A 21,524-nucleotide genomic window follows, 5' to 3' on the forward strand; every position below is an offset into this window, starting at 1 on the left:
GGAGGCGGGCGTGTTCGCCAAGCCCACCGTGATCGCCTCGGCCGAGGCCCGGTTCATCGTCGCCGAGCAATGCGGCCAGCTCGGGATCGCCGCCGACATCCTGCTCGAGCCGCAAGGGCGCGACAGCGCCGCCGCCGTGGCGGTGGCCGCGCTCCACGCCGCCGCGATCGATCCGCAGGCCGTGGTGCTGATCATGGCCGCCGACCACGTCGTGCCCGACACCAAGGCGTTCGTGGACGCCGTCAAGGCCGCCGCCGTGGGCGCGCGCGCCGGCTACACCATGACGCTGGGCATCGAGCCGACCCGCCCGGCCTCCGATTACGGCTATATCCGCCGCGGCGCCCCGATCCCCGAAGCCCCCGGCGCCGCCCGGGTGGAAAAGTTCGTCGAGAAGCCGGACCGGGCCGGCGCCGAGGCGCTGATCGCCGACGGCGCGCTGTGGAACTCGGGCTACTTCCTGTTCCGCGCCGACCTGATGCTGGCCGAGCTCGAAGCCTTCGTGCCGGACGTCCTCGACGCCGCCCGGTCCGCGCTGGACGCCGCCGTGACCGACCTCGACTTCGTCCGGCTCGACGGCGCCGCCTTCGCCAAGGCGCCCAAGATCTCGATCGACTACGCGGTGATGGAACGCACCGCGCGCGCCGGCGTGCTGCCGGTATCGTTCCCGTGGTCGGATGTCGGCACCTGGGACGCGGTCTGGCAGGTGCTGGACCACGATGCCGAGGGCAACGCGGTGCGCGGCCGGGTGTCTCTGGTCGAGACGAAGAACAGCCTGGTGCACAGCCAGGGCGGCGGCCTGACCGCGGTGGTCGGGCTGGAGGACGTGGTCGTGGTCTCGACTCCCGACGCGGTGCTGGTGGCGTCCAAGGCGCGCTCGGGCGAGGTCAAGCAGCTGGTCAACGCGCTGCGGGCCTCGGGCGAGCCGGAGGCGGACGCGCATCTGCGGATGTACCGGCCGTGGGGCTGGTACCAGCGGATCGACATCGGCGAGCGCTTCCAGGTGAAGCGGATCCAGGTGGTGCCGGGCGGGCGCCTGTCCCTGCAGAAGCACTATCACCGGGCCGAGCACTGGGTGGTGGTGCGCGGCACCGCGGAGGTGACCGTGGATGACCGGGTGGTTCTGGTCCACGAGAACGAGGCGGTGTACCTGCCGATCGGCTCGATGCACCGGCTGAACAACCCGGGCAAGATCCCACTGGAGCTGATCGAGGTCCAGGTCGGCTCCTACACCGGCGAGGACGACATCATCCGCGTAGAGGATATCTACGGACGCGATTCGTGACCCGAGTGCTACGATGCGCGCCTGCCTAGGTCGAGCTCAGACGCCCTTCACAGACGCACGGTCCAAGAGGCACTCCGTACTCGACCTTTGTCGCAGCGGGTCCTTTGTCATGAATGTTGACATGACAGCGTGTGGCGCGGCGACGGCAAGCCATGCCGCTGGACGGGTGGCTGACGGATGGTGCCAAGAGTTCAGGGAGAACGTTTGACGTATCCGTATCTTCGGCGGCGACATTGCGCGGGAGCGTATAGACATGGACTTCGACGAAGATCTGTACCTGCGCCTCAATCCTGACGTTGAACGTGCAGTTAAAGACGGATCTTTCGCTTCGGGCCGCGAGCACTGGGATGCATTTGGAGCAGTCGAAGAAGAGAGGGGTTTCCGGCCAACAGTCCGGCAGTATTATAGCCTTGAAGCACCCGAATCCGCGCCCCGTCGTATCGAAGAAGCCCCGTTTAATCCTATTGATTATCTCGACGCCTATGCTGACCTGCGGGAAGCTTTCGGCAGCGACCTCAATCTAGCGCGCCAACATTGGCTATCGTCGGGGTGGATAGAGGGGCGCGTCGGAAGCCTCTCAAGCGGCAATAGGCGAAGCGTGTGCTATGAACGCATATCGAAAAAACAGCTCGGCATCAATTTCTTCGCGCCCTTCTCGTCGAAAAGTGGGTTGGGTGCAGCCGCACGAGGCTATCTTAAAGCGCTCCGGACAACAGGAGTGCCTATTCATCTAATAAATTACGATTACTTCGATAATAAATTCCATTTCCTTTCAAGCGATCGAACGACAGATCTAAACTACAAGATCAATTTAATTCAAGTTAACGCCATCGCTATCAACGAAATGATGGACCGCTTTGGCCTTCAGAAATTTAATGACGCTTATAATATCGGCATCTGGGCTTGGGAGCTCAACGTTCTCAGACCGGATTGGTTCGGCGCATTCCGCAATCTCGACGAAATCTGGACTTTGAGCCGCTTCAACGGCACAGCGATTTCAGCAATTTCACCTGTTCCCGTAACCGTCATCAATCCCCCCGTTGTAATCAGATCACATCACACGAAGGTCAGGTCGTCGGATGCCGCGCCTCATTTCGAGAAACGCCCGGGCTATACCTTTTTGTGCATCTTCGACGTCGGCAGCCAGCTCGAAAGGAAGAACCCGGCTGCCGTTCTCGAGGCCTTCGCACGTGAGTTCGCCGACAGCCCCGACGTGCACTTAATCGTCAAATTCCATTCTGCCGGCCATGACCCTGAGGGGATCGACAAATTGCTGTCCGGGGCCAAGCGCCTTCAGAACGTTCACCTCTTTTCCAGCCTCATGACTCAGCAGGAATTGGATAATCTCATTGCTTGTGCGGATTGTTTGGTTTCGCCGCATAGAGCGGAAGGATTTGGTTTGAATATAGCTGAATTCATGGCGTTGGGTAAGCCCGTAATCGCTACGGGATACTCAGGAAATATAGATTTCATGACCGAGGAAAATAGTTATCTCATACCATATAATTTAAAACCGATTCCTGCAGATCATGGCCCGTATTGGAAAGGCTATCTCTGGGCCGAGCCTGACCTGGGCGCATTGTCTACGCTGATGCGTTCGGCCGTATCGGATCGCGAAGGCACGGCTCGGAAAGCTGAAAAAGGCTCGCAGGATATCGCTGAGCGCTTATCCCCACACGTTGTGGGGCGTCGGATATGGGATAGGATCAGTGATCTCGGGTTCGATCAGCCTCCGCCCCCATACATGTGGAATGTGGGTGGCAACAAATCTCTGTCGCCGCAGCTGCCGGTCTCATACAGGCCGGAGGTTAATTCACCGCCTGCAGGTATAGTATTTAGTTTCGTGCTATCTCTCGATCCCGTTCGGGCTGATATCATAGACGCAATGGTAGCTTCCCTCTCAAAATACTCGCAATTGCGCTGGGAGCTTTGCGTCTGCGCGCGCGCTCGTAGTGGCCCCGATCTCTGGGACCAGATGGACAGTTTTTGTGGCGTCGATCCTAGAATCAGAATCTTGCGTGGCGGAGATACGTCGGAACGCGCATATAATAATCTGGCGGCTGCCGCCGAATTAGCGACCGGGGATTGGGTTGTCCTGATCTCAGAGGCAGACGAGCATCTCTGCGGACAAGTAGGCGGTTTAGTGGAGACCATCGATCGGTTGCTTTCCAGTGGCGTGCGCCCCTCGGAACTGGACCCGCTGCAGGGAGACTGGAGGGTGCGATGGCTGCCGTTCGATCTCCGGCGCCTACTCAGGGCTCGAACACGTGGCTCGATCCAATCCTGTTCGCTGATAATCAACACCACGTTTTTCTGGCGACTTCGTGGGTCAAGAAATCTAGACGATCCCCACCTCACGATCACTTCGCTTCTCGAACGGGCGGCCTCGGAAGCTGATGGGCGCGACAATATCATCTGCGTCTCGTTGAGCCATACGTCGTTCGGCTCGCTACCAAAGCGGCGTCTGGCGGCGGCGATCCCGGCTCGCTGGGAGGGCGGATGGAGATGAAAAGCTATGCGCACCCTGCGTCTGTTCACCGCCACGCTCATTGCCGTATTCGGAACGCCCCGTGCGCATGCGGACAACCTTTCGGCGCTTGGGCAGGCCATGCGCGGCACTGCTCTGGGTGATCGATCTGAGGCTCAAATCGCCCCTCCGTACCAGCAGAGCCACGCCTTGAGCGGCTTCCTGTCTGAGCGAGGGGCGCAGCGCAGCTTGGTGAATCTTGGGTCTGGTGGGGAAAGTCGGCGGGTTCACCGTCCTGATAGAGGGGAATCGGTGGTTCCGACGGCTAGTCAGCCGACCTTGGCGTTAAGCGAGGTGGAGGATCTGGCTCCGGGAGCCGACAAGCCCATGTCATTGACGACAATCTCGGCACATTTGCCAGTGTATCCGCAGAACTTCGGAGCCAAGTGTGATGGCTCGAACGACGACGCTGCTGCTTATCGCGCCGCGGCACGCTTCGCGATGGCCTCTGGGCGTCCTCTGCACGTCGGCGGAGCCAACCTCTGCGTCATCGGCTCCTCGATCCATGTCGCCGGCAGTATGACCATCGAGGGTGATGGCGAAGGCAAATCTATCCTCGTGGGTACGTTCAACGGCCCAATCTTCGTATGGACCGCTACCGGTAGCGAAGTCGCCCGCTCATCGGTCTCCGATTTCACGATTCGTGGGCAATTTCCGCCCAATGCCGAATATACGAGGTCACGCGGCTTTGTGATCCAAGGGGATAATACAAGCTTCTTTCAGTACAACCGCTTCACACGCCTGACCTTTGAGAGCCTGTATGCGGCCTTTGATGTTCAGAAGGCGTCGTTCACAACCAGCTTCGGCCAAGAGAGCACCGTAGCTTGGTTGAACTTCAACGACATAACGATCCGCAGCGGGTCGCGACATGCCATCTATGGCTGGCTCTGGAACTATGGATCCGGAACTGGCACAACCTACAGCAACATCAAGACAGCCTTCACCACACCCGATGCCGCGGCCTTCTATTACAAGGCCGGCGTGGTCGGTGACATCGTTATCAACGGTGGCCATTTTGGCGGTAATGGCTCAACGCTGATCAAGGTCGACGGCGCCACGAACTACCGCAATAACATCTTGGTCGCGGGCTCGCAGCTCGACGCTGGAATGAGCGTGCCGTTCAAATTTCAGCCTAATTCACCGACCTATCAGCGCATTTCATTCACGGGCAATAATCTTGGCGGGGGCGTTGTTCTGTCCATGCCTCCCGTTGCGGACAGCCTGATCGATGACCAACTTGCGGATCAGCGCCGGGCTGGCAAGAACTTCTCGACGGGTGACGCTGGCCGCCGGCATAACGTACCGTTGTTCTCTGTCATCCTCGACAGTTTGAGCCCTTTTACGGGCACCGAGTGCACTGTTGTGGTTGCCGGACTCGTAGGCGGAATTGGTGGGGGCGCTGCGCGTGCGACGTACCTCATAGGCCGGAACGGCACAGATCCCGTCGTGACCCTCATTGGCTCCCCAGTGGCAACCAACGGCGCGCCACAGTTCTTCTCGATAACGCCGATTGTCGTGGCCGGCACCGGCCAAGTGAACATCGTTACGAGTTTTACGCCCACGGCGGCTAACTCCAACCTCGATGCACAGATCCGCTGCATGGGAGGGACCTACGCTGTCGGCCGTCTCTGAGAGCCGCTTCTTGTGCTTGGAAGAGGGTGGCAGCGCAGGTCAGCCGACCGGAGTTCGAAGGCCGACAGGCGCCGCCGACACCGGGAGCCGTGAAACCTAGCCGCCTGAGGTCGAGGACTCATTCAGGTGGCTGCGATGACACAGGAAACGAGAGCGACGGCGGCGGAATCGTTGCAGGCCAAGCGGCCGTAGCGGGTCGCGACGCGCCGTCAGTTCTTGAGGCTGCCGAACAGGCGTTCGATGCGATTGCCTCGCCGGTCGGCGATCCGGCTGTGCTTGTCGGGTACCGTCCGGGTGGCCGTGGACGGGGTTGGTGGCGATCACCCGGTGGCTCTTGAGCCAGTCTCTCGAGCTCTACGCATCGTAGGCTTTGTCGGCGATGAGGCGTCTGGGCGGAACCACAGCCCGCAACAACGGTAGCGCCATGCTGATGTCGGCCACGACCATCGGCCAAGCCATGGATTGCGCTCGTGAGCCCACCGCGTGTCCTTCGACAGGCTCAGGATGAGGCGGCTGATGGCTTGGCTCCAGGCCCCCTTTACGGATGGCCCGCCCCTCACCGTGCTGCGCGGCTAGAGCGGCATCCGATCATGTTGGATGATATGCGTCGTAGCCTGCGGCGGCGAGATAGCGTCGGCATTCGGCTGAGGTGAAGCGTCGGAAGGCCCGTTGGATGGTGTCCCAGAGGTCGCTGATCGTGCGAGCGGCTTCGGTACGAAGAACGGCCTTGAGCTTGGCGAAGGCGCGTTCGATCGGGTTGAAGTCGGGGGAGTAGGCCGGCAGGTAGAGCAGCCTCGCTCCCGCCGCCTCGATGCGCTCGCGGATGCCGCTGATCTTGTGGGCGGGCAGAGTGTCGAGCACGACCGTGTCGCCGGGCTGCAGGGCTGGGACGCGGGTTTCATCGACGTAATCGCGAAAGCGAGCGCCCGTCATCGGTCCATCGAGGAGGGCGGTGGCCATCAGGCCGCTGGTGCGCAGGCCGGCGGTGACGGTGATGGTCTTCCAATGTCCGAACGGGTCGATTCTGTTGAAAAACTCGGGTGTTGCAGCGGTTGTGATGAGGTGATTCACTCCTGTCGAGAGACGGAGATCGCAGCAGATGATGGGACCTCGGCAAGTCGAGCAGGGTGCCCTGTTCTCCGAGTTCTCGCTCGACACCCACGTTCCCGCCGACCATCTGCTTCGCTCCATCGACCGCTTCGTCGACCTTGACGGCCTGCGCCAGGAGCTAGCCCCGTTCCACGCTTCGACGGGCCGCCCCTCCGTCGACCCCGAGTTGATGATCCGCATGCTGATCGTCGGCTACTGCCTCGGCATCCGCTCGGAGCGCCGGCTGTGCGACGAGGTCCACCTCAACCTCGCCTACCGCTGGTTCTGCCGGCTCGGACTCGACGGCCGGGTGCCGGATCATTCCACCTTCTCCAAGAACCGCCATGGCCGCTTCCGCGACAGTGACCTGCTGCGTCGTCTGTTCGAGACTGTGCTCGCTCGCTGCATTGCCGAGGGCCTCGTGGGTGGCGAAGGCTTTGCCGTCGATGGCAGCTTGATCAGAGCCGATGCCAATCGGCAGAAGGGGGTCGAAGGCTCTGCCGGCCTGCCACCCGAGAGCGTCAGCCGCGCCGCTCAGGAGTACCTCGCCGTTCTCGACGAGGCCGCCTTCGGGGCCGCAACGCCGGTGCCGCCCAAGTTCATCTCGCCCGCCGATCCAGCCGCGCGCTGGACCGGAGCGCACGGCGGGCAGGCGTTCTTCGCCTACACAGCCAACTATCTGGTCGACCTCGACCACGCGATCATCGTCGACGTCGAGGCGACTACGGCCATCCGGCAAGCCGAAGTCACAGCGGCTAAACGCATGATCGCGCGTTCGCGCGAGCGCTTCGACCTCTATCCGGCCCGGCTTGCCGGCGACAGCGGTTACGGTTCGGCCGCGATGCTGGGCTGGCTCGTCTACGAGCAGGGCATCGAGCCGCATATCAGCGTGTTCGACAAGTCGGCCCGCACCGACGGCACCTTCTCACGCGCCGACTTTACCTACGACCAGCCGGGCGACGTCTATCGCTGCCCGGCGGGGCAAGTGCTGACCACGACCGGCACCCTGGTCAATGATGGGGCGACGCTGCTGTACCGCGCGAGCAAGTTCGACTGCGCGCCATGCCCGTTGAAGGCGCGGTGCTGCCCGAACGAGACGGTGCGCAAGGTTCCGCGCTCGATCTACGAGGGCGCGCGGGATATGGCCCGCGACATCGCGCGCTCTGAGGACGGCAAAACCTCCCGGCGCGAGCGCAAGAAGGTCGAGAGGCTGTTTGCCCACCTCAAGCGCATCCTGAAGCTGGACCGCCTCCGGTTGCGAGGGCCGAACGGAGCAAGAGACGAGTTCCACCTCGCAGCCGCCGCTCAGAACCTGAGGAAGCTCGCAAAGCTCCTCCCGATCCCGCAGCCGAGCCCGGCCTGACCGGCTGGCGACACCCAGCCCTAGGGCGAGGGCTCATCCCGCCCCTCTCCGATCTCGGCCGCCAACGAGTTTTTCAACGAAATCGATCATGAGGAAGCAGGGCTCTTCCCTTCCCATAAGCTTGAACGATTCCGGGCAGGCCCGGAATCGACGGGGGAGGCGCGCACGCCCCGGCGAAAGACGTGAGAGCATCCCCGCCCCCACGGAGGGGTGGCCCGTTGCATTCAGTCGCAAGTTGGGGGCTTCAAAACCGTGTATGCGGTAGCACCGAGCCGGCTTTCACTTCGGCATTGTGATTTTTTACTTTAGCATGACAGTCGCGGGGTGGCGAATCACCGGGGTTCGACGGACGATCCGTGTGCTCGGTGTTCGGCGGGATCGCTGGCACGGGCAGCGCCGGGACGCAGACCCTTTCGTCCAGCTCAGCCGTTACGACAATTTCGTGAGCATACGGTCATCCTGATGAGTCCGTGGCGTCGCGCCTATTCCTAGCATTCATCTATCGGCTAAATCGTTATTCTGGCGATCAGGCCCCATTTATTTTGACAATATATCATCAAATGCCATATAAATATCGATAAGAACCGAAAAAGTAGAACAGCATACACTGTATTGATTTATTATTTTAGTTCTAAAATGTAACTCTTTAGCAACTTTTACGCAAAATTTCCGGGCTAAATTCGGATTTGATTGACCTAACCCGAAGACGAAGCAAGATTCGAGGCCGTTTTTACGTGCAAGTTGTATTGGGCGAGCGAGAAAAATGTCGAATCGAGGCAGCGGCAACGCGGGCGTCGCGAGAGTTGCGATCGGATCAACACTCATCGGTGCCGCACTTGCCTTTGCGGGGCCATCCGCCTTCGCGCAGGAATCGGGCAACGGTCAGCAGGCCATCATGCTCGACGAGTTGGTCGTCACCGGCGAGAAGATCGACCGCACGCTCCGGCGAACCGCGAGTTCCGTGACGGTCATCACAGCCGAGGAAGCCAGGAACAAGACCTATGCCGGCACGACCAGCGAGCTTCTGGAATTCGGTGTCCCCAATCTCAACTTCACCAGCACGACCTCGGCTCCGGTCATCCGGGGCATCGACTCGAACGGCCCGCTCATCGGCGGCAACGCATTCCTGTCCCGCCCGATACCCAGGGCGACGATCAGCATAGACGGCCGCTATCTCACCGCAGCCGAGTTCGGGATTGGCAGCGCTCCGATCTGGGACCTCAAGTCCCTGGAGGTGTTCCGCGGACCGCAGACGACGACCCAGGGTGCGAACGCCATCGCCGGCGCGATCATCGTGACGACCAACGATCCGACCTTCACGCCGGAGGCTGGAGGGCAGGTTCTGTACGGGAGTTTCGGACGGATGCGCGCCTCTGCGGTCGTGTCCGGTCCGGTCAGCGACGAGCTCGCCATCCGCGGCGCCGTCGACTACAGTGGTCGCGATACGTTCATCACGTATGTCAATCCGAGTTTCACGGCTCACGACAAGGATTTCGGTTTCGGCAATCTGGACGCCCGGTTCAAGGCGCTCTGGCGACCGACGGATTTCTCCGGCTTCGAGGCGAAAGCGACCTTCGCCCACACGCATGTGGGGCGTCCGAGCAACGAGATCGCAAGCGATCCGGTCAGGCGGCTCAGAAGCTTCGCGACGTACAACGACAATCAGCGCATTGACTCCGACGCTGGCATTGTCGATCTCAGCTACGACTTCGGAAACAACATCCGTCTGACCAATCAGACGGTCGCCGGACATTCCCTGTACGATTTCTACTTCGCGCCGCCATTCGCGGGCATCGCCAAGCGCGGGACGGACACCTACCAGCAGGAAACACGGCTCAATTTCGGAACGGTCAACTCGGAGTGGTCCGGCGTCGCCGGAATCTTCTACTCGGACGAGACGGCCCGCAACATCCTCAACAATGCCCTCGGCAAGGCCGACGCACGCCTGGGACACGATAGTCTGGGCCTCTACTCCGAGTTGACTTGGCGTTTCGCAGACCCGTGGCGCCTGACGGGCGGCCTTCGCTATCAGAATGATCGCATCCGGCAGAACGGCAACTCGACCTATGTGCCGAACGTCGACTACGCCTACGACAAGAGCTTCGGTGCGATCCTTCCGAAAGTCGCCTTGAGCTATGATGTGAACGAGCAGCTGACCGTCGGCGGATTGATCAGCACAGGGTTCAGCCCGGGCGGAGCCGGACTCAATTTCACTGGGCATCGATACTACACATTCAAGGACGAGTACGCGACGAACTACGAGCTATTCGCGCGCTCCAGCCTCTTGGACGGCACGCTCTTCCTGACATCCAACGTATTCTATACGGAGTACAAGGACTTTCAGGCCTCCGTTCAGGATTACATCAATGGACGGCCATTCGGCTCGATCCTTGTCAATGCCGACCTGGTCGAAACCTACGGCACGGAGTTGGCTGCGAACTATCAGATCCTGGAAAGCCTCAGCCTCCGGGGCAGTGTCGGTCTCCTGCACGCTGAAATCAGCAAATTCGAGGATGCACGGGGAAGCGTCTTCCGCGGCAACAAGCTTGGCCGGGCGCCCGGCTACATGGTCTCGGCCGGCGTCGATTGGAAGCTCATCCCCAAGCTGACGATATCGGCTGAAATTCGCCGCAGCGATGGCTATTTCTCCGATGACGCCAATACGCCCGAGCTGCGTATCGCTGCCTATACCGTCGCCAATGCCCGGGTTTCCTACGCGCTCGCCGAGCAGCAGGAGCTGTTCCTCTACGCGAACAACCTGTTCGATACGCGGGTGCCGACCCTGAGGAGTTTCGATCGTACGACGCGGGGCTACAGCGGGGCGATGCTGGTTCCGCTGGAGGTCGGCGGCGGCGTGAGACTGCACTTTTGACGATGATCGGCACCGGGTGGCGCGCGTCCCGCGCCCTCGCCACCTGGTGTCACCCGTGAGCCCCCGGCATCCATGGCGGGCCGCCCGCCCTCGATGCGATCGACGGACGCGAAGCGTGCCCCATAGCGTCCCATGTGGCGCCCCATGACGTTGCCATCGCGCCGGGATCCGCCACCCGGTCCCGGAAGGCGCCGAGCCCGGTACAGGAACGGCTCGAGCCGGACCGCGGGCGATTGATGGTCGCGATGGCGCTGTCGGCTGGTGGCGCGATTCGGATGACGGCAACGCTCATCGGTGTGGCGCGGATCGCGGCGAGGCTGGTGACGGCCTCGTAGATGCCGCGACGCCGCTCGCAGCGGATCGGCAGGCGGCGGAAGCGATCGAACCAGGCGTGGGTGCCCTCATCCTGAGCGTGTCGAAGGATCAACGACCCAGCGGTGACGCCCGCGCTTTTCGCTGCTCTCGATGCCTTTGCGCGCGATGCGCGGCACGATCCCGCGCCCGGCCCTCCTGGCGTCGGACCTTGGCATCGTAGGCCTTGTCGGCGTGCAGCTTACTGGGCCGCCGACGCGGGCGTCCACGCCGTCCTGTGCGCAGGGGTGGGATAGCGTCGAGCGGCGGGGCCAGCATCGGGCTGTCGTGTCGGTTGGCCCCACTCAGGCAGAAGCCGGTGGTTCGACAGGCTCACCATGAGGGGCGTCCCGCGCGCATCGGTGACGAGGCGGCGCTTCGGGCCCGGCTTGCCCCGGTCCGTCGGGCTCGGGCCGGTGGCAGAGCCCCTTTTTTCGGCGGGACAGACGCGCCGTCCAGGCTCGCTCGGCTCCAGTCGATCTCACCCGCCGCGTGCAGGCGCTCCAGCAGAACCGGATGCAAGCGCGCCCACCCCCCTGCCTCCTGCCAGTCGCGAAGCCGGCGCCAGCAACTCATCCCGCAACCGCAGCCCATCTCGGCGGGCAGCATCTCCCAGGGCAAACCTGAGCGTAGCACGAACAGGATACCGGTCAGCGCCGCTCGGTCCTCGATCGGACGGCGCCCGCCCTTCCCACGGGGCCGGGGCGGCAACAGGAGCGGGGCGATCGCGTCCCAGAGGTCATCGGGCAGAAGCCGGGTGCGCCATACCCACCAACGCCGGCCCAGACGATCCTTGCCCGTTCTGTTAGGCACTCTGATGTTTGATCCCAGGGTTTAATGGTGCACTCTTTGCGTCGGAGTGGAAGGATGCGCTATGGGCCAGGTTCTTCACGGCAGCGCCACGACGACTGAGGCGATCCGTCGAGCGATCCAGCATAGTGAAGCGAGCCTGTGAGCTCTTTCGAAGCGCTACGGGATCAACCAGAAGACAGTTGCCAAGTGGCGGCAACGGACCTCGGTCGCCGACCAGCGCACGGGGCCGAAGGATCCGCGTTCCACGGTGCTGTCACCGGAAGACGAGGCGGTCGTGGTCGCTTTTCGCCGTCACACGCTCCTGCCGCTCGACGACTGCCTCTACGCGCTCCAGGCCACGATCCCGCATCTGACCCGCTCGTCGCTGCATCGTTGCTTGCAGCGCCACGGCATCAGCCGATTGCCGGAAGTCGACGGGGACAAGCCCAAGCGGTCACGCTTCAAGGTCTACCCGCTCGGCTACTTCCACATCGATCTCGCCGAGGTCCACACGGCGGAGGGCCGGCTCTACCTGTTCGTCGCCATCGATCGCACAACCAAGTTCGCCTTCGTGGACCTGCATGAGAAGGCCACGCGGCGGGTGGCAGGTGACTTCCTCCGCCATCTCATCGAGGCCGTGCCTTACAAGGTGCACACGGTGCTCACCGACAACGGCAACCATTTCACCACGCCCGGCAACGTCGACTCGGCCGCGTCCCTCATCAAGGAGGCGATCGCAGCCGGGGAGACATTCCGAGCCCACAGCTTCGAGTCCGCCTGCGCTCGCAACCACATCGATCATCGGCTGACAAAGCCGCGTCACCCCTGGACCAACGGTCAGGTCGAGCGCATGAACCGGACGATCAAGGACGCGACGGTCAAGCGCTACCACTACGACAGCCATGAGCAACTCCGCGCTCACCTCGCTGACTTCGTCAGCGCCTACAATTTTGGCCGCCGCCTCAAAACCTTGCGTGGGCTCACGCCTTATGAAGCCATCTGCAAAGCATGGTCCGCCGAGCCCGGGCGCTTCAGGTCAAACCCGCTCCACCAAATGCTGGGACCAAACATCTAGGATTGCAGTGTGGCTCACACGGGGGATGGAGCGGACCGATGGCCATCGCGGTACTGGGGATCGATCTTGGCAAGAACAGTTGCAGCCTTGTCGGGTAGGATTCGACCGGTCGGGTCGTCCTGCGACGCCGGATGCGGCGCGAGACGGTGATCACTGTCAAACAGCGTTGAACATTGATCCTGGATCGGCGTCGAACTTTGACCCCCCGGATGGGCATGGCGGGACGTCATCATGGTGCCGGTTGTAGTAGAGCCCCGTCTCCGCATCCGCCCACTGGCCCTGGAACCGGACCGGACACGTGTACGCCGCCTCATCCGGCGCCGCCCGCAGCGCCAGGTTGCCCGACACCCGCACCGGCACAGGGCTACCGATCCCGCCGAGCCCGCCATATCCACCGCCATCGTCGTTGGCCGGCGCCAGCAGGGCCGCCTTCACCCCCAGAACCACGCCCCAGGTCGACAGCCGCGCCGCCTACGCGACCGCACCGTCTTCGTCCACAAGCTCCCGCGGCGTGCCGAGATGGTCCGTCACCACGTACTGATCCTCCCCCGGCTCTACGGACACCTCTGATACGCTCCTTGCGGGCTGGGAAGGTGTTTGATGGCGAAGACGAGACGGGAGTTCACGCCCGAGTTCAAACGCGAGGCGGTGGCCCTGCTGGAGAGCAGCGGGCGACCACAGATGCAGATCGCGGCCGAACTTGGGATCCAACCCTCCATGCTGAGGCAGTGGCGCACGGCGCTGATGGGAGGCTCTTCACCACCACCACGGGCAGCAGCATCGCCAAGAGCCGCGGCTGCGAGCCCGGTGGCTTCCCCCTCCGACCAAGCCGCCGAGATCGCTCGTCTGCGGCGTGAACTCGATCGGACGCGCATGGAGCGCGACGTCCTAAAAAAAGCGATCGGCATCTTTGCGGAGATGCCCAAGTGACGTTCGCTTTCATCAAGCAGCATGCGAGCACCTGGCCGGTGCGTCTCATGTGCCGCGTGCTCGAAGTCTCTCACAGCGGCTACTACGACTGGCGATCCTGTCCCGAGAGTGCCCGGTCGGCGTCCAACCGGCGCATTCTCGACGACGTCCGGCGTATTCATGCCGGGCATCACAGGCGCTAAGGCTCGCCTCGGGTGCATGCCACCCTTTGTGCGGAGGGACGAACGGCCAGTCGCGGGCGGGTTGAGCGCCTGATGCGCCGTCATGGCATCCGGGCCCTGGCAGGGCGCCGATTCCGGCCCTGCACGACCGACAGCCGCCACGATCTGCCGATCGCCCCCAACCTACTGAAGCAACAGTTCTCCGCCGCGCTGCCCAACACGGTCTGGCTCGCCGACATCACGTACCTGCCCACCGGCGAGGGCTGGCTCTACCTGGCCGCCGTGCTCGATCTCGCCACTCGCAAGATCGTCGGCTGGTCCATGCGTGATCACATGCGGACCGAGTTGACGTCGGCCGCCCTGATGATGGCTGCCCAACGGCAGCGACCGGCCGTTGGGCTCATTTGTCATTCCGATCGCGGCAGCCAGTACGCCGCCGAGGCCTATCGAAAGCAGCTCGTCGGCATGAAGGCGATCCCCTCCATGAGCCGGACCGGCTGGGGCTCACGATAACGCCCCGATGCAAAGCCCTCATCCTGAGCTCGTCGAAGGACTTCCACACTCTCAAGGTCGAACTTGTCCACCAGCGACAATGGGCGACCCGGGGCGAGGCCCGACGCGACTTGTTCGTTTACATCGAAGGCTACTACAATCGGCAGCGCATCCACTCGGCACTCGGCTACATCACGCCCGAGCAAGCCGAACGGAACGCGAGCTAAACCCCCTGTCGGTGAAGTCGGGGGAGGATCAGCTAGCCGGCGTTCTTTGCGGGAAGGAAGTTGAACGGGCGCTCGAAGGCGATGCGCCGGCCGTCGGCTTGGTGGAAGGCGAGGTGGCCGGGGGCGTAGTTTTCGAAGTACTCGTCGAAGGCTGAAGTCTGGCAGGGGCCCAGGGGCCCGGACCATCCCGCGGCGTCGGGCATCTGCAGGCCCATGTAGCGGGCGCCGTCGAGCGGCAGCGCGCCGGGGACCAGGAAGTCGTGCCACGTCTCCAGGTATTCGCCGGTGGCGACGGAGACCGGTTCGCCGGCTGTTACGGGCTCTGGCGGTGGCGGAGCCGGCTCGTTAGGCGGCGCAGCTTCGTGCGGAGCTTCAGGAGGGGCCTCGTGAGGGGCTCCGACACCTTCGCCGGCAGGGCTGAATTTGCCGCGGGCGAGTTTGAAGCCCCTCCCGCCAATCCAAGAGCCTTCGGACCCAGGAGGGCGCCCACGCCCGTACCCCAGTCGCCATCGGACGCCTGCTTGGCTATTGTGACAGGCGTGTAGATGATGCCTTTGGCCAATGCCTTGAGATCTTGTCCACTCTCCTGCGCCAAGCGTTGGCCCTCGGCTTGCAGGCGCGGATCTGGAGATTGCATGAGCTTACCGGCCGCCGACCCCTCTCCGATGGCTTTTCCGAGTCTTTTTACAAAATCCCACGCTCCCAGGACCGTACCAACGGTTGCGTTATAGACATTATCTCCAAGGGCATAAATTTGTTTTCCCGACTGATATTCAAATATTGATTTGTCGATATTGGTGATGCGTTCTTGTCTCGTCTGAGGTTCTATAGGTGCGACAGCGATGGCATCCGACCCAGCGAGGTCATGAGACACCTTCTCCTGCCATGCTTTAAAATCTTCACCTTTTATTGATTCGGGATAATTCTTTTCTTTTTTAAGACGGTTTATTGTGTCACTTCTCAGCTTGCTGTGTTTCTCATCTTCCTTCGGAGCTGCCGTACAACCTGCATTGACCTCTCCTTTGCAGTTGGCCTGCTGCTGCGACTTGTGATCCCCGGTTTGTTCACGCGCGTCGCCACGGTGTAGCGGCTTGCTCCCCGCGTGGCCCGGCAGAGGCGTAGTTCCGCCCCCCGGAGGCGAGGTCGATGGCGTCCCGGGCGTGTAGGCGAAGTGCTGCCCTTCCGAGCCGGACGCCATCACGCCGCCCCTACGTCAGACGATCCGGCGGGTGGGTGCGGCAGCCACGTCTTCGGCGGCGCGTCGCCCTCTCCGTCCCAAGTGCTGTAGTTCTCCAGGAAGATGACCAAACCCAGCGCCGCCACCCGCGCCACGAGCTCCGCCGGCAGCTCGGGTGTCGGCGTCGGAACCCGGCCGAGCACCGCGATCCAGATCATGCCCTCGATCCATCCAGCGCGCAGGCCTTCCACGAGCGCTGCCTGGGCCGACACGGACGCGGCGACGCGCTCGACCGAAGCCGCCACCCCCGCGCCATAGGCGTCCTCGGACACGGCCAGGGATGCGTAGTGTGTGTCCGCGATACGCCGGGACAGGGGTCCGGTCTCGGCCATCGGCTCGCCGAGCCTGTGTCTCTGCACCACCGGCAGGCCCAGGTGCTCGACCACATCATCGAGCGGCGCCTGACGGCTGGTGAGCCGAAGACTCACGTCGATCGGGTGGCGACGGACCTTGCGCGCTGCCATGATCCTCACTCCCCCAGATTGCCGATGTGCTCGCCGCCGTAGAAGATATCGCCCGTCTTCAGGTCGAACGTGCAGTTTCCGTTGGCCAGGACGCCGGCCGCCTGCTTGGCGGCGTGCAGCGCATCCGATGGGTCGACCGGATCGATGCCCAGGACCTTGCAGGCGTACTTGAAGTTCTGGGTCGTGTTGGCGGCGAACTCGACCGGCTGCTTGCCCTTCTTCGGCTCCTCACCGCCGGGATCGGGCCGGTTGATCCAGGCCGGGTCCCGGTGGCTGACCACCGCGAACCCTTCCGAGTAGAAGAAGCTCGACCCCTCCTGCGCGTGCGCCGGGCCGAGGTAGCCCGGTACCTTCACGCCCTTGCCCGTGCCCTGCTCGTGCCCGGTCGAGGTCGCGCACCGCGAGTTCAGCTGGAAGTCGTAGTTGCCGTTGTTGCGCACCGAGGTCGACGTGCGCGTCGCCGACGACAGGAACGCGATCGACGTGTACGGGACCGGTACCATCGCGCTGCCCCGCGGCGGCAGGCACACGTCCGGGCCCTTAGACACGATCACGTTCGACCCGTCCTTGCGCGCCGAGATCCGACCCTCGCTCATGCCGCACGCCCCAGCGCCTGACCCTGATCCGTGATGGAAGCCGCGTCCGGACCCGCGTCCGGCACGCCCGTTCCCGGTCGGCGCAGGATCGTGGCGGTCGCGTACCGGTCCGGCTCGAACCGCACCCGCCAGCTCAGGAACACCCGCGCATCGGCCCAAAGCGGCGCCGCCACGTCCAGCGACACCGTGTCCAGCACCATCGGCCGGACCTTGACCGCACCCCCGGGCTCGGCGAACGCCACCGCCAGCGCCTGGCCCGGCAAGTCGAGATGCACCGGTCGCGCGTCCCCGGTCAGCCCAGCGAGCTGGATGTGCTTGTCGCCGACGAGGTGGCCGGGGCAGATGCAGCCGCAGCCCCCACCCCTACGGGATCAGCCCGAGGACGTGCGACTGCCGCCCCGCCCCGGGCCGCGACCGCGGCAACCTCCGCCTCCGCAGCCGCGACCTCCGCCTCGGCGGCGGCCAGCTGCCAGCTGCCAGCTGCCGCGCATAGGCGCCCGTATCCAGCGGGGCCAGTTGCGAGCCCGGCTTCCAGAACTGAGCCTGTGGATCGGGCGCATCCGACATCACCGGTCCGGACTGCGTCGAGGCCGGCGTGGGCGCCATCCAGCTCTGGCGCGACTGCGGCGTCGGCGAGGCCTCGTCCGGCCCCTTACGGGCAACGATGGGAGAGGCGGAAAAGTGACGTCAATCGAAGCGGCGAAGCCATCGCAGGGTGACCTCAGGTCCTTTGACTGGGACCGGCTCTTTGATCACGCCGTACCGATACCCCTTGAAGCGGATGGGCTTGATGATGCGCGCGATGGTGCGGTAGCCCTCGGGGATGCCGCCGTTGGCCGCGTCGCCGAGGGTGGGCAACGGACTGGCTCGGACGAGCACACCCTGGTCGCAGGGGATCAGCTGCATGCCCGGGGTCAGCCGGGCCTCGATTGCCTCCCGGCCGCCCAGCGCAGCCACGTTGTCGGCGCCGAGAACCGTCAGCCAATTCGACGAGCGCGGTCGCTTGTAGCCCTCGTCCTTCCAACTTTCGGAGAAGTAGTCGCCCACGGCGTCGTATTCGAGGCCGGGATATTGAGTCAGCCATGGATAGTAGTAGGCATCCTCTACTGTCTCCGCGCCCGGGATGGAGAGCACCCCCAGACCGCCGGATCCATGCGACACCTGCAGTCGTCCGGCCCAGCACTTGATCAAATCGACGAACCGATCCGGATCCGCGTACAGGTAGCTGGGCGCGAAGTAGGCTTTTAGACCGGATAACCGGCGACGAATATTGTTATTACTAAATCCGAAGGCTATGAACATCCAAAGGGACGGGTCGTCTCTCTCTTCGGCGTGGCTTTCGGTCATAAAGTGATACAGATCTTCATCGTCACCAATTTTGTCGATATCCTGGTACTCCTTGGGAATGCCCGACCGATCCCATTTGCGCAGAGAAGTGTCGTTGGGAAGCTGATAATGATTGATCTTATTTTCTGGTATAGCGATATAGTCCTCTAGGCATTGCGAGATGGCCGCTCGCCTGGCTTGCTCCCAGCCGCGCTCGAAATACAGCGAAGCCAACACTCCGACCCGCGATCGGATCTTTTGACGCCTGTCATCGCGCAGGATCCCACTCTCTTCGATGTCTTTGGGATCCGATCTAAGATCGCTCGGCATGATCATCGGGCTAGTCCTTGCATTTCTGGGATCCCGCCTCCGAGGCCTTGCCTCCGTCGGAACTACAATCGCAATCTTTTTCAATATATAGATGAATTAGGTCGGCTTTTGGATCAAGATCTTGGTCCGACGTAATAATTTCGTACAAACCGTCTTCTTGCATTCTAGTCAAAGCCTTATCGTCAAATTTCGATTCGAATATCTTCCAAAGCTTCCCGTACTTCCACCACGAGATGTCCGGCCGCGGCGCGCCTGTGATCGGGATCTGGCTCAACGGCATATCCGTGTCCGTCTTGCTCATCACCGGACGATAGATCCCATGCTCATCCTGCTTGTAACTCACCTCCGGACGTGGGCCGTCGGCCGCAGGCGCCCTCGGACGGCGAGGTGATTTGTCCGGATACTTCGGGCCGTCCGGGTCGTAGTATCGCTCACGCAGCTTCCTCGACACGCAGGCCGTGCGGCGTGGCCCTGTTGAGCGGTGTAGCGATCCGAGATTCACACGGCCGGCCGGTGGCCATCCATCATCTCCCGCACCACGATGGCACCGCGCGTTGGCGAGGCCGTGTGCACCACGGCTTCCGCTGAGTGGAAGAGCCAGTGGTAGGCGTTTGAGCCCTCGATGCGCACCCCGGTCTCATCGCAGGCGACGACCGCGGCTTTGCGCAGGGCCGAGACGGCCGCGTCGCGACCACGATGGAAGCAGCCCTGTGCACGGCGGAGCAGGTTCATCAGCCCGCCCTGGCTGGGCGTCAATCCGAACAGGTCGGAGAGCGCCGCCTGCAGCCGTTCGTAGGAGAGCGCCTGGAAAGTTTTGAGATACGTCGCGACCGCGTGCAGCCGCGGGCCGAAGGGCGTACCCCGCGCCGCCTTCGGCACCGGTGCGACGACCCGAGTCCCACGGCTTGGGCAACGCACTGCGACCCGCCGGTGCTGCGTCACGATCGGTGCCACCGCGGGCAGTTCGATCCGCTCGCAGACGCTGACGACATCCGCGGGAAGAGCGGCGTGCAGGCTGCCGCCGCAGCACGCGCAAGCACCGGGACGATGCTCGACGATCGTATCAGGATCGTCGAGCATCGTCCCGGCTGTGGCCCTCGTGACCCGGCTTGGCGCCGCCGGGCTTGGACTGCGCCCGCTGCTCCTTGCGATCCGTCGCGGGCGGCTTGGAGGACGTGCGCGAAGTCTTCTCCGGGCGCTGCAGCCGCAGCACCAGCTCGATCAGCTCCTTGCGGCTCAGCCGCTCAAGATCGCTTCGGCCCATCTCACAAAAGAATCAGCGAAATCCGACCCGCGCAAGGGCGTGGGTAATTACAAGCGTGGGGGGCGAACGGCGTTGTAGTGCCGTCTCCAGCTCTCAATCACGATCTGTGCCTCCTTGAGGGTGTAGAAGATCTCGCCATTCAGGAATTCGTCCCACAGGTGGGCGTTGAAGCTCTCAACGTAACCGTTCTCCCGCGGTGAACCGGGGGTGATGTAGGCCGTCTTGACGCCGACCCCGGTGATCCAAGCCTGCACGGACTTGGCGATGAACTCCGGGCCATTGTTCGAACGAATGTGCCCCGGCGCCCCACGCAGGATGAACAGGCCGGAGAGCACATCGATCACGTCGATCGCCTTCAGCTTACGGGCGACGCGGATAGTCAGGCATTCGTGCGTGAATTCGTCGACGACGTTGAGCATCCGGAACTTGCGCCCATCGTGCATGCGGGCCTCGACGAAGTCATAGGACCATACGTGATTGCGGTACTCCGGGCGAAGACGGAGGCAGGGGCCGTCGTTGTCCCAGATCAGCCCTCGCTTGGGCTGCTTGGTCGGGACCTTCAGACCCTCACGCCGCCAGATCCGCTCGACGCGCTTGTCGTTGACGAGCCACCCGGCCGCCTTCAACAGCGCGCTGATCTTGCGGTAGCCATAGCGTTTATACTGTTCGGCCAACGCCACGAGGTCGGCCGTCAGCGCCTCTTCGTCATCACGGCCCCGCGGGACCTTGCGCTGTGTCGAGCGATGCTGTCCGAGCGCCCGGCAGGCGCGGCGCTCGGAGACGGGCAGGACGTCGATGATGGGCTCGACACAGGCGCGTCGGCGCGCGGGGCTCAAAAGTTTCCCCGGGATGCCTCCTGCAGGATCAGCTTGTCGAGCGTGAGGTCCGCGACCGCCTTGCGCAGCCGCTGGTTCTCGGTCTCCAGATCCGTCATCCGGCGAACCTGATCGCTCTTCAGGCCACCGAACTCACGCCAATGGCGCGGATGGCGTCGGAAACGCTCTGGCCCTGGGACATCAGCACATGCGTCTGCCGCAGCTTGGCAACGATCTCCTCGGGCTTCGGGTGCTTGGCCATGTCATCCGCCCTCCTTGACCCTGACCCAGCAAACTGGTCCGCGTCGAGCGCAAGTTTTTCGGGCATCCTGAACCCTGAAGGAGGGTGGATGCCATGCCTCGCAAACGCTTCACGAACGAGCAGATCGCCTTTGCCCTGCGGCAGGCGGAGAACGGTGCGACGGTGGACGAGGTCTGCCGGAAGATGGATGTGTCTGAGCCGACATTTTACCGCTGGAAGAAGCAGTTCGTCGGCATGGGGGTGCCGGAGATTCGGCGGCTCAAGCAGCTGGAGGATGAGAACAGCAAGCTCAAGCGGCTGGTCGCCGACCTGACACTGGACCGCTCCATGCTGCAGGACGTGCTCAAGCGAAAGTGGTGAGGTCCGCCGCTCGCCGTGAGGTCGCCGGTCACCTGCAGGTGGCCTATGACATCAGCGAGCGTCGGGCCTGTCAGGCC

General features: G+C 63.1%; 12 protein-coding genes and 9 pseudogenes. 8 read left to right on the top strand and 13 right to left on the bottom strand.

The window, feature by feature from the left end:
• From BMZ47_RS27165 to BMZ47_RS28320, 3 genes are all read left to right on the top strand, one after another.
• Positions 1–1,282: mannose-1-phosphate guanylyltransferase/mannose-6-phosphate isomerase (locus BMZ47_RS27165; RefSeq protein ID WP_139221082.1), on the top strand; the 1,282-nt coding region annotated here is incomplete at its 5' end.
• Between the two features lie 253 nt (positions 1,283–1,535).
• On the top strand, positions 1,536–3,791 hold the full coding sequence (locus BMZ47_RS27170) for a glycosyltransferase family 4 protein (RefSeq protein WP_091865456.1): 2,256 nt from the start codon (positions 1,536–1,538) through the stop codon (positions 3,789–3,791).
• Between the two features lie 6 nt (positions 3,792–3,797).
• Positions 3,798–5,441 carry a hypothetical protein gene (locus BMZ47_RS28320; RefSeq protein WP_139221083.1) on the top strand — a complete coding sequence of 548 codons (1,644 nt, stop codon included), beginning with the start codon at positions 3,798–3,800 and terminating at the stop codon, positions 5,439–5,441.
• A 122-nt stretch (positions 5,442–5,563) separates the two neighbouring features.
• Here the strand turns inward: BMZ47_RS28320 and BMZ47_RS28825 are convergent.
• A pseudogene (locus BMZ47_RS28825) lies at positions 5,564–5,931 on the bottom strand (transposase); the annotation flags it as partial.
• Positions 5,932–6,029: 98 nt separating this feature from the next.
• Positions 6,030–6,458: pseudogene (locus BMZ47_RS27175) on the bottom strand (transposase); the annotation flags it as partial.
• Between the two features lie 82 nt (positions 6,459–6,540).
• Between BMZ47_RS27175 and BMZ47_RS27180 the strand changes: the two are divergent.
• Positions 6,541–7,893, top strand: coding sequence for a transposase (locus BMZ47_RS27180; RefSeq protein WP_091865459.1), 1,353 nt, complete (start codon positions 6,541–6,543; stop codon positions 7,891–7,893).
• Between the two features lie 763 nt (positions 7,894–8,656).
• A complete protein-coding gene (locus BMZ47_RS27185) occupies positions 8,657–10,765 on the top strand; it encodes a TonB-dependent receptor (RefSeq protein WP_244536949.1) in 2,109 nt (702 codons plus the stop codon).
• Between the two features lie 307 nt (positions 10,766–11,072).
• Here the strand turns inward: BMZ47_RS27185 and BMZ47_RS27190 are convergent.
• Positions 11,073–11,902 (bottom strand): annotated as a pseudogene (locus BMZ47_RS27190) (IS5 family transposase); the annotation flags it as partial.
• A gap of 88 nt (positions 11,903–11,990) precedes the next feature.
• On the opposite strand from BMZ47_RS27190, the pseudogene BMZ47_RS27195 reads away from it, so the two are divergent.
• A pseudogene (locus BMZ47_RS27195) lies at positions 11,991–12,983 on the top strand (IS481 family transposase).
• 156 nt (positions 12,984–13,139) lie between these two features.
• On the opposite strand, the gene BMZ47_RS28330 reads toward BMZ47_RS27195, so the two are convergent.
• Positions 13,140–13,430, bottom strand: a complete 291-nt coding sequence (locus BMZ47_RS28330) for an RHS repeat-associated core domain-containing protein (protein WP_139221084.1) — start codon at positions 13,428–13,430, stop codon at positions 13,140–13,142.
• 24 nt (positions 13,431–13,454) lie between these two features.
• The gene (locus BMZ47_RS29370; RefSeq protein WP_483129553.1) at positions 13,455–13,547 is read right to left on the bottom strand and encodes an RHS domain-containing protein; all 93 of its coding nucleotides are present in this window, start codon (positions 13,545–13,547) and stop codon (positions 13,455–13,457) included.
• A gap of 36 nt (positions 13,548–13,583) precedes the next feature.
• On the opposite strand from BMZ47_RS29370, the pseudogene BMZ47_RS27200 reads away from it, so the two are divergent.
• Positions 13,584–14,793: pseudogene (locus BMZ47_RS27200) on the top strand (IS3 family transposase).
• A gap of 32 nt (positions 14,794–14,825) precedes the next feature.
• Here BMZ47_RS27200 and BMZ47_RS27205 read toward each other — a convergent pair.
• The 8 genes and pseudogenes from BMZ47_RS27205 to BMZ47_RS27235 form a co-directional block, all read right to left on the bottom strand.
• Positions 14,826–15,089, bottom strand: a pseudogene (locus BMZ47_RS27205) (DUF6531 domain-containing protein); the annotation flags it as partial.
• A gap of 17 nt (positions 15,090–15,106) precedes the next feature.
• Positions 15,107–15,991 carry a hypothetical protein gene (locus tag BMZ47_RS28335; protein ID WP_139221085.1) on the bottom strand — a complete coding sequence of 295 codons (885 nt, stop codon included), beginning with the start codon at positions 15,989–15,991 and terminating at the stop codon, positions 15,107–15,109.
• Entirely contained in the window at positions 15,991–16,494 is a 504-nt protein-coding gene (locus BMZ47_RS27210) for a hypothetical protein (protein ID WP_091865468.1), read from the bottom strand. Before BMZ47_RS27210 ends, BMZ47_RS28335 begins: the two co-directional genes overlap by 1 nt.
• A 5-nt stretch (positions 16,495–16,499) precedes the next feature.
• Entirely contained in the window at positions 16,500–17,090 is a 591-nt protein-coding gene (locus BMZ47_RS27215; RefSeq protein WP_091865471.1) for a PAAR-like domain-containing protein, read from the bottom strand.
• The gene (locus tag BMZ47_RS27220) at positions 17,087–17,434 is read right to left on the bottom strand and encodes a DUF2169 domain-containing protein (RefSeq protein ID WP_167369120.1); all 348 of its coding nucleotides are present in this window, start codon (positions 17,432–17,434) and stop codon (positions 17,087–17,089) included. The genes BMZ47_RS27215 and BMZ47_RS27220 overlap by 4 nt, the downstream gene beginning before the upstream one ends.
• A 343-nt stretch (positions 17,435–17,777) precedes the next feature.
• Complete coding sequence (locus BMZ47_RS27225; RefSeq protein WP_091865477.1) at positions 17,778–18,752, bottom strand: type VI immunity family protein; 975 nt, start codon at positions 18,750–18,752, stop codon at positions 17,778–17,780.
• Between the two features lie 495 nt (positions 18,753–19,247).
• Positions 19,248–20,010: pseudogene (locus tag BMZ47_RS27230) on the bottom strand (IS66 family transposase); the annotation flags it as partial.
• A gap of 59 nt (positions 20,011–20,069) precedes the next feature.
• Positions 20,070–21,087 (bottom strand): annotated as a pseudogene (locus BMZ47_RS27235) (IS3 family transposase); the annotation flags it as partial.
• 93 nt (positions 21,088–21,180) lie between these two features.
• On the opposite strand from BMZ47_RS27235, the pseudogene BMZ47_RS27240 reads away from it, so the two are divergent.
• Positions 21,181–21,524: pseudogene (locus BMZ47_RS27240) on the top strand (transposase); the annotation flags it as partial.

Origin of the sequence: Methylobacterium brachiatum (genome assembly GCF_900113845.1) — a bacterium.
GTDB classification, from domain to species: Bacteria; Pseudomonadota; Alphaproteobacteria; order Rhizobiales; family Beijerinckiaceae; genus Methylobacterium; species Methylobacterium brachiatum.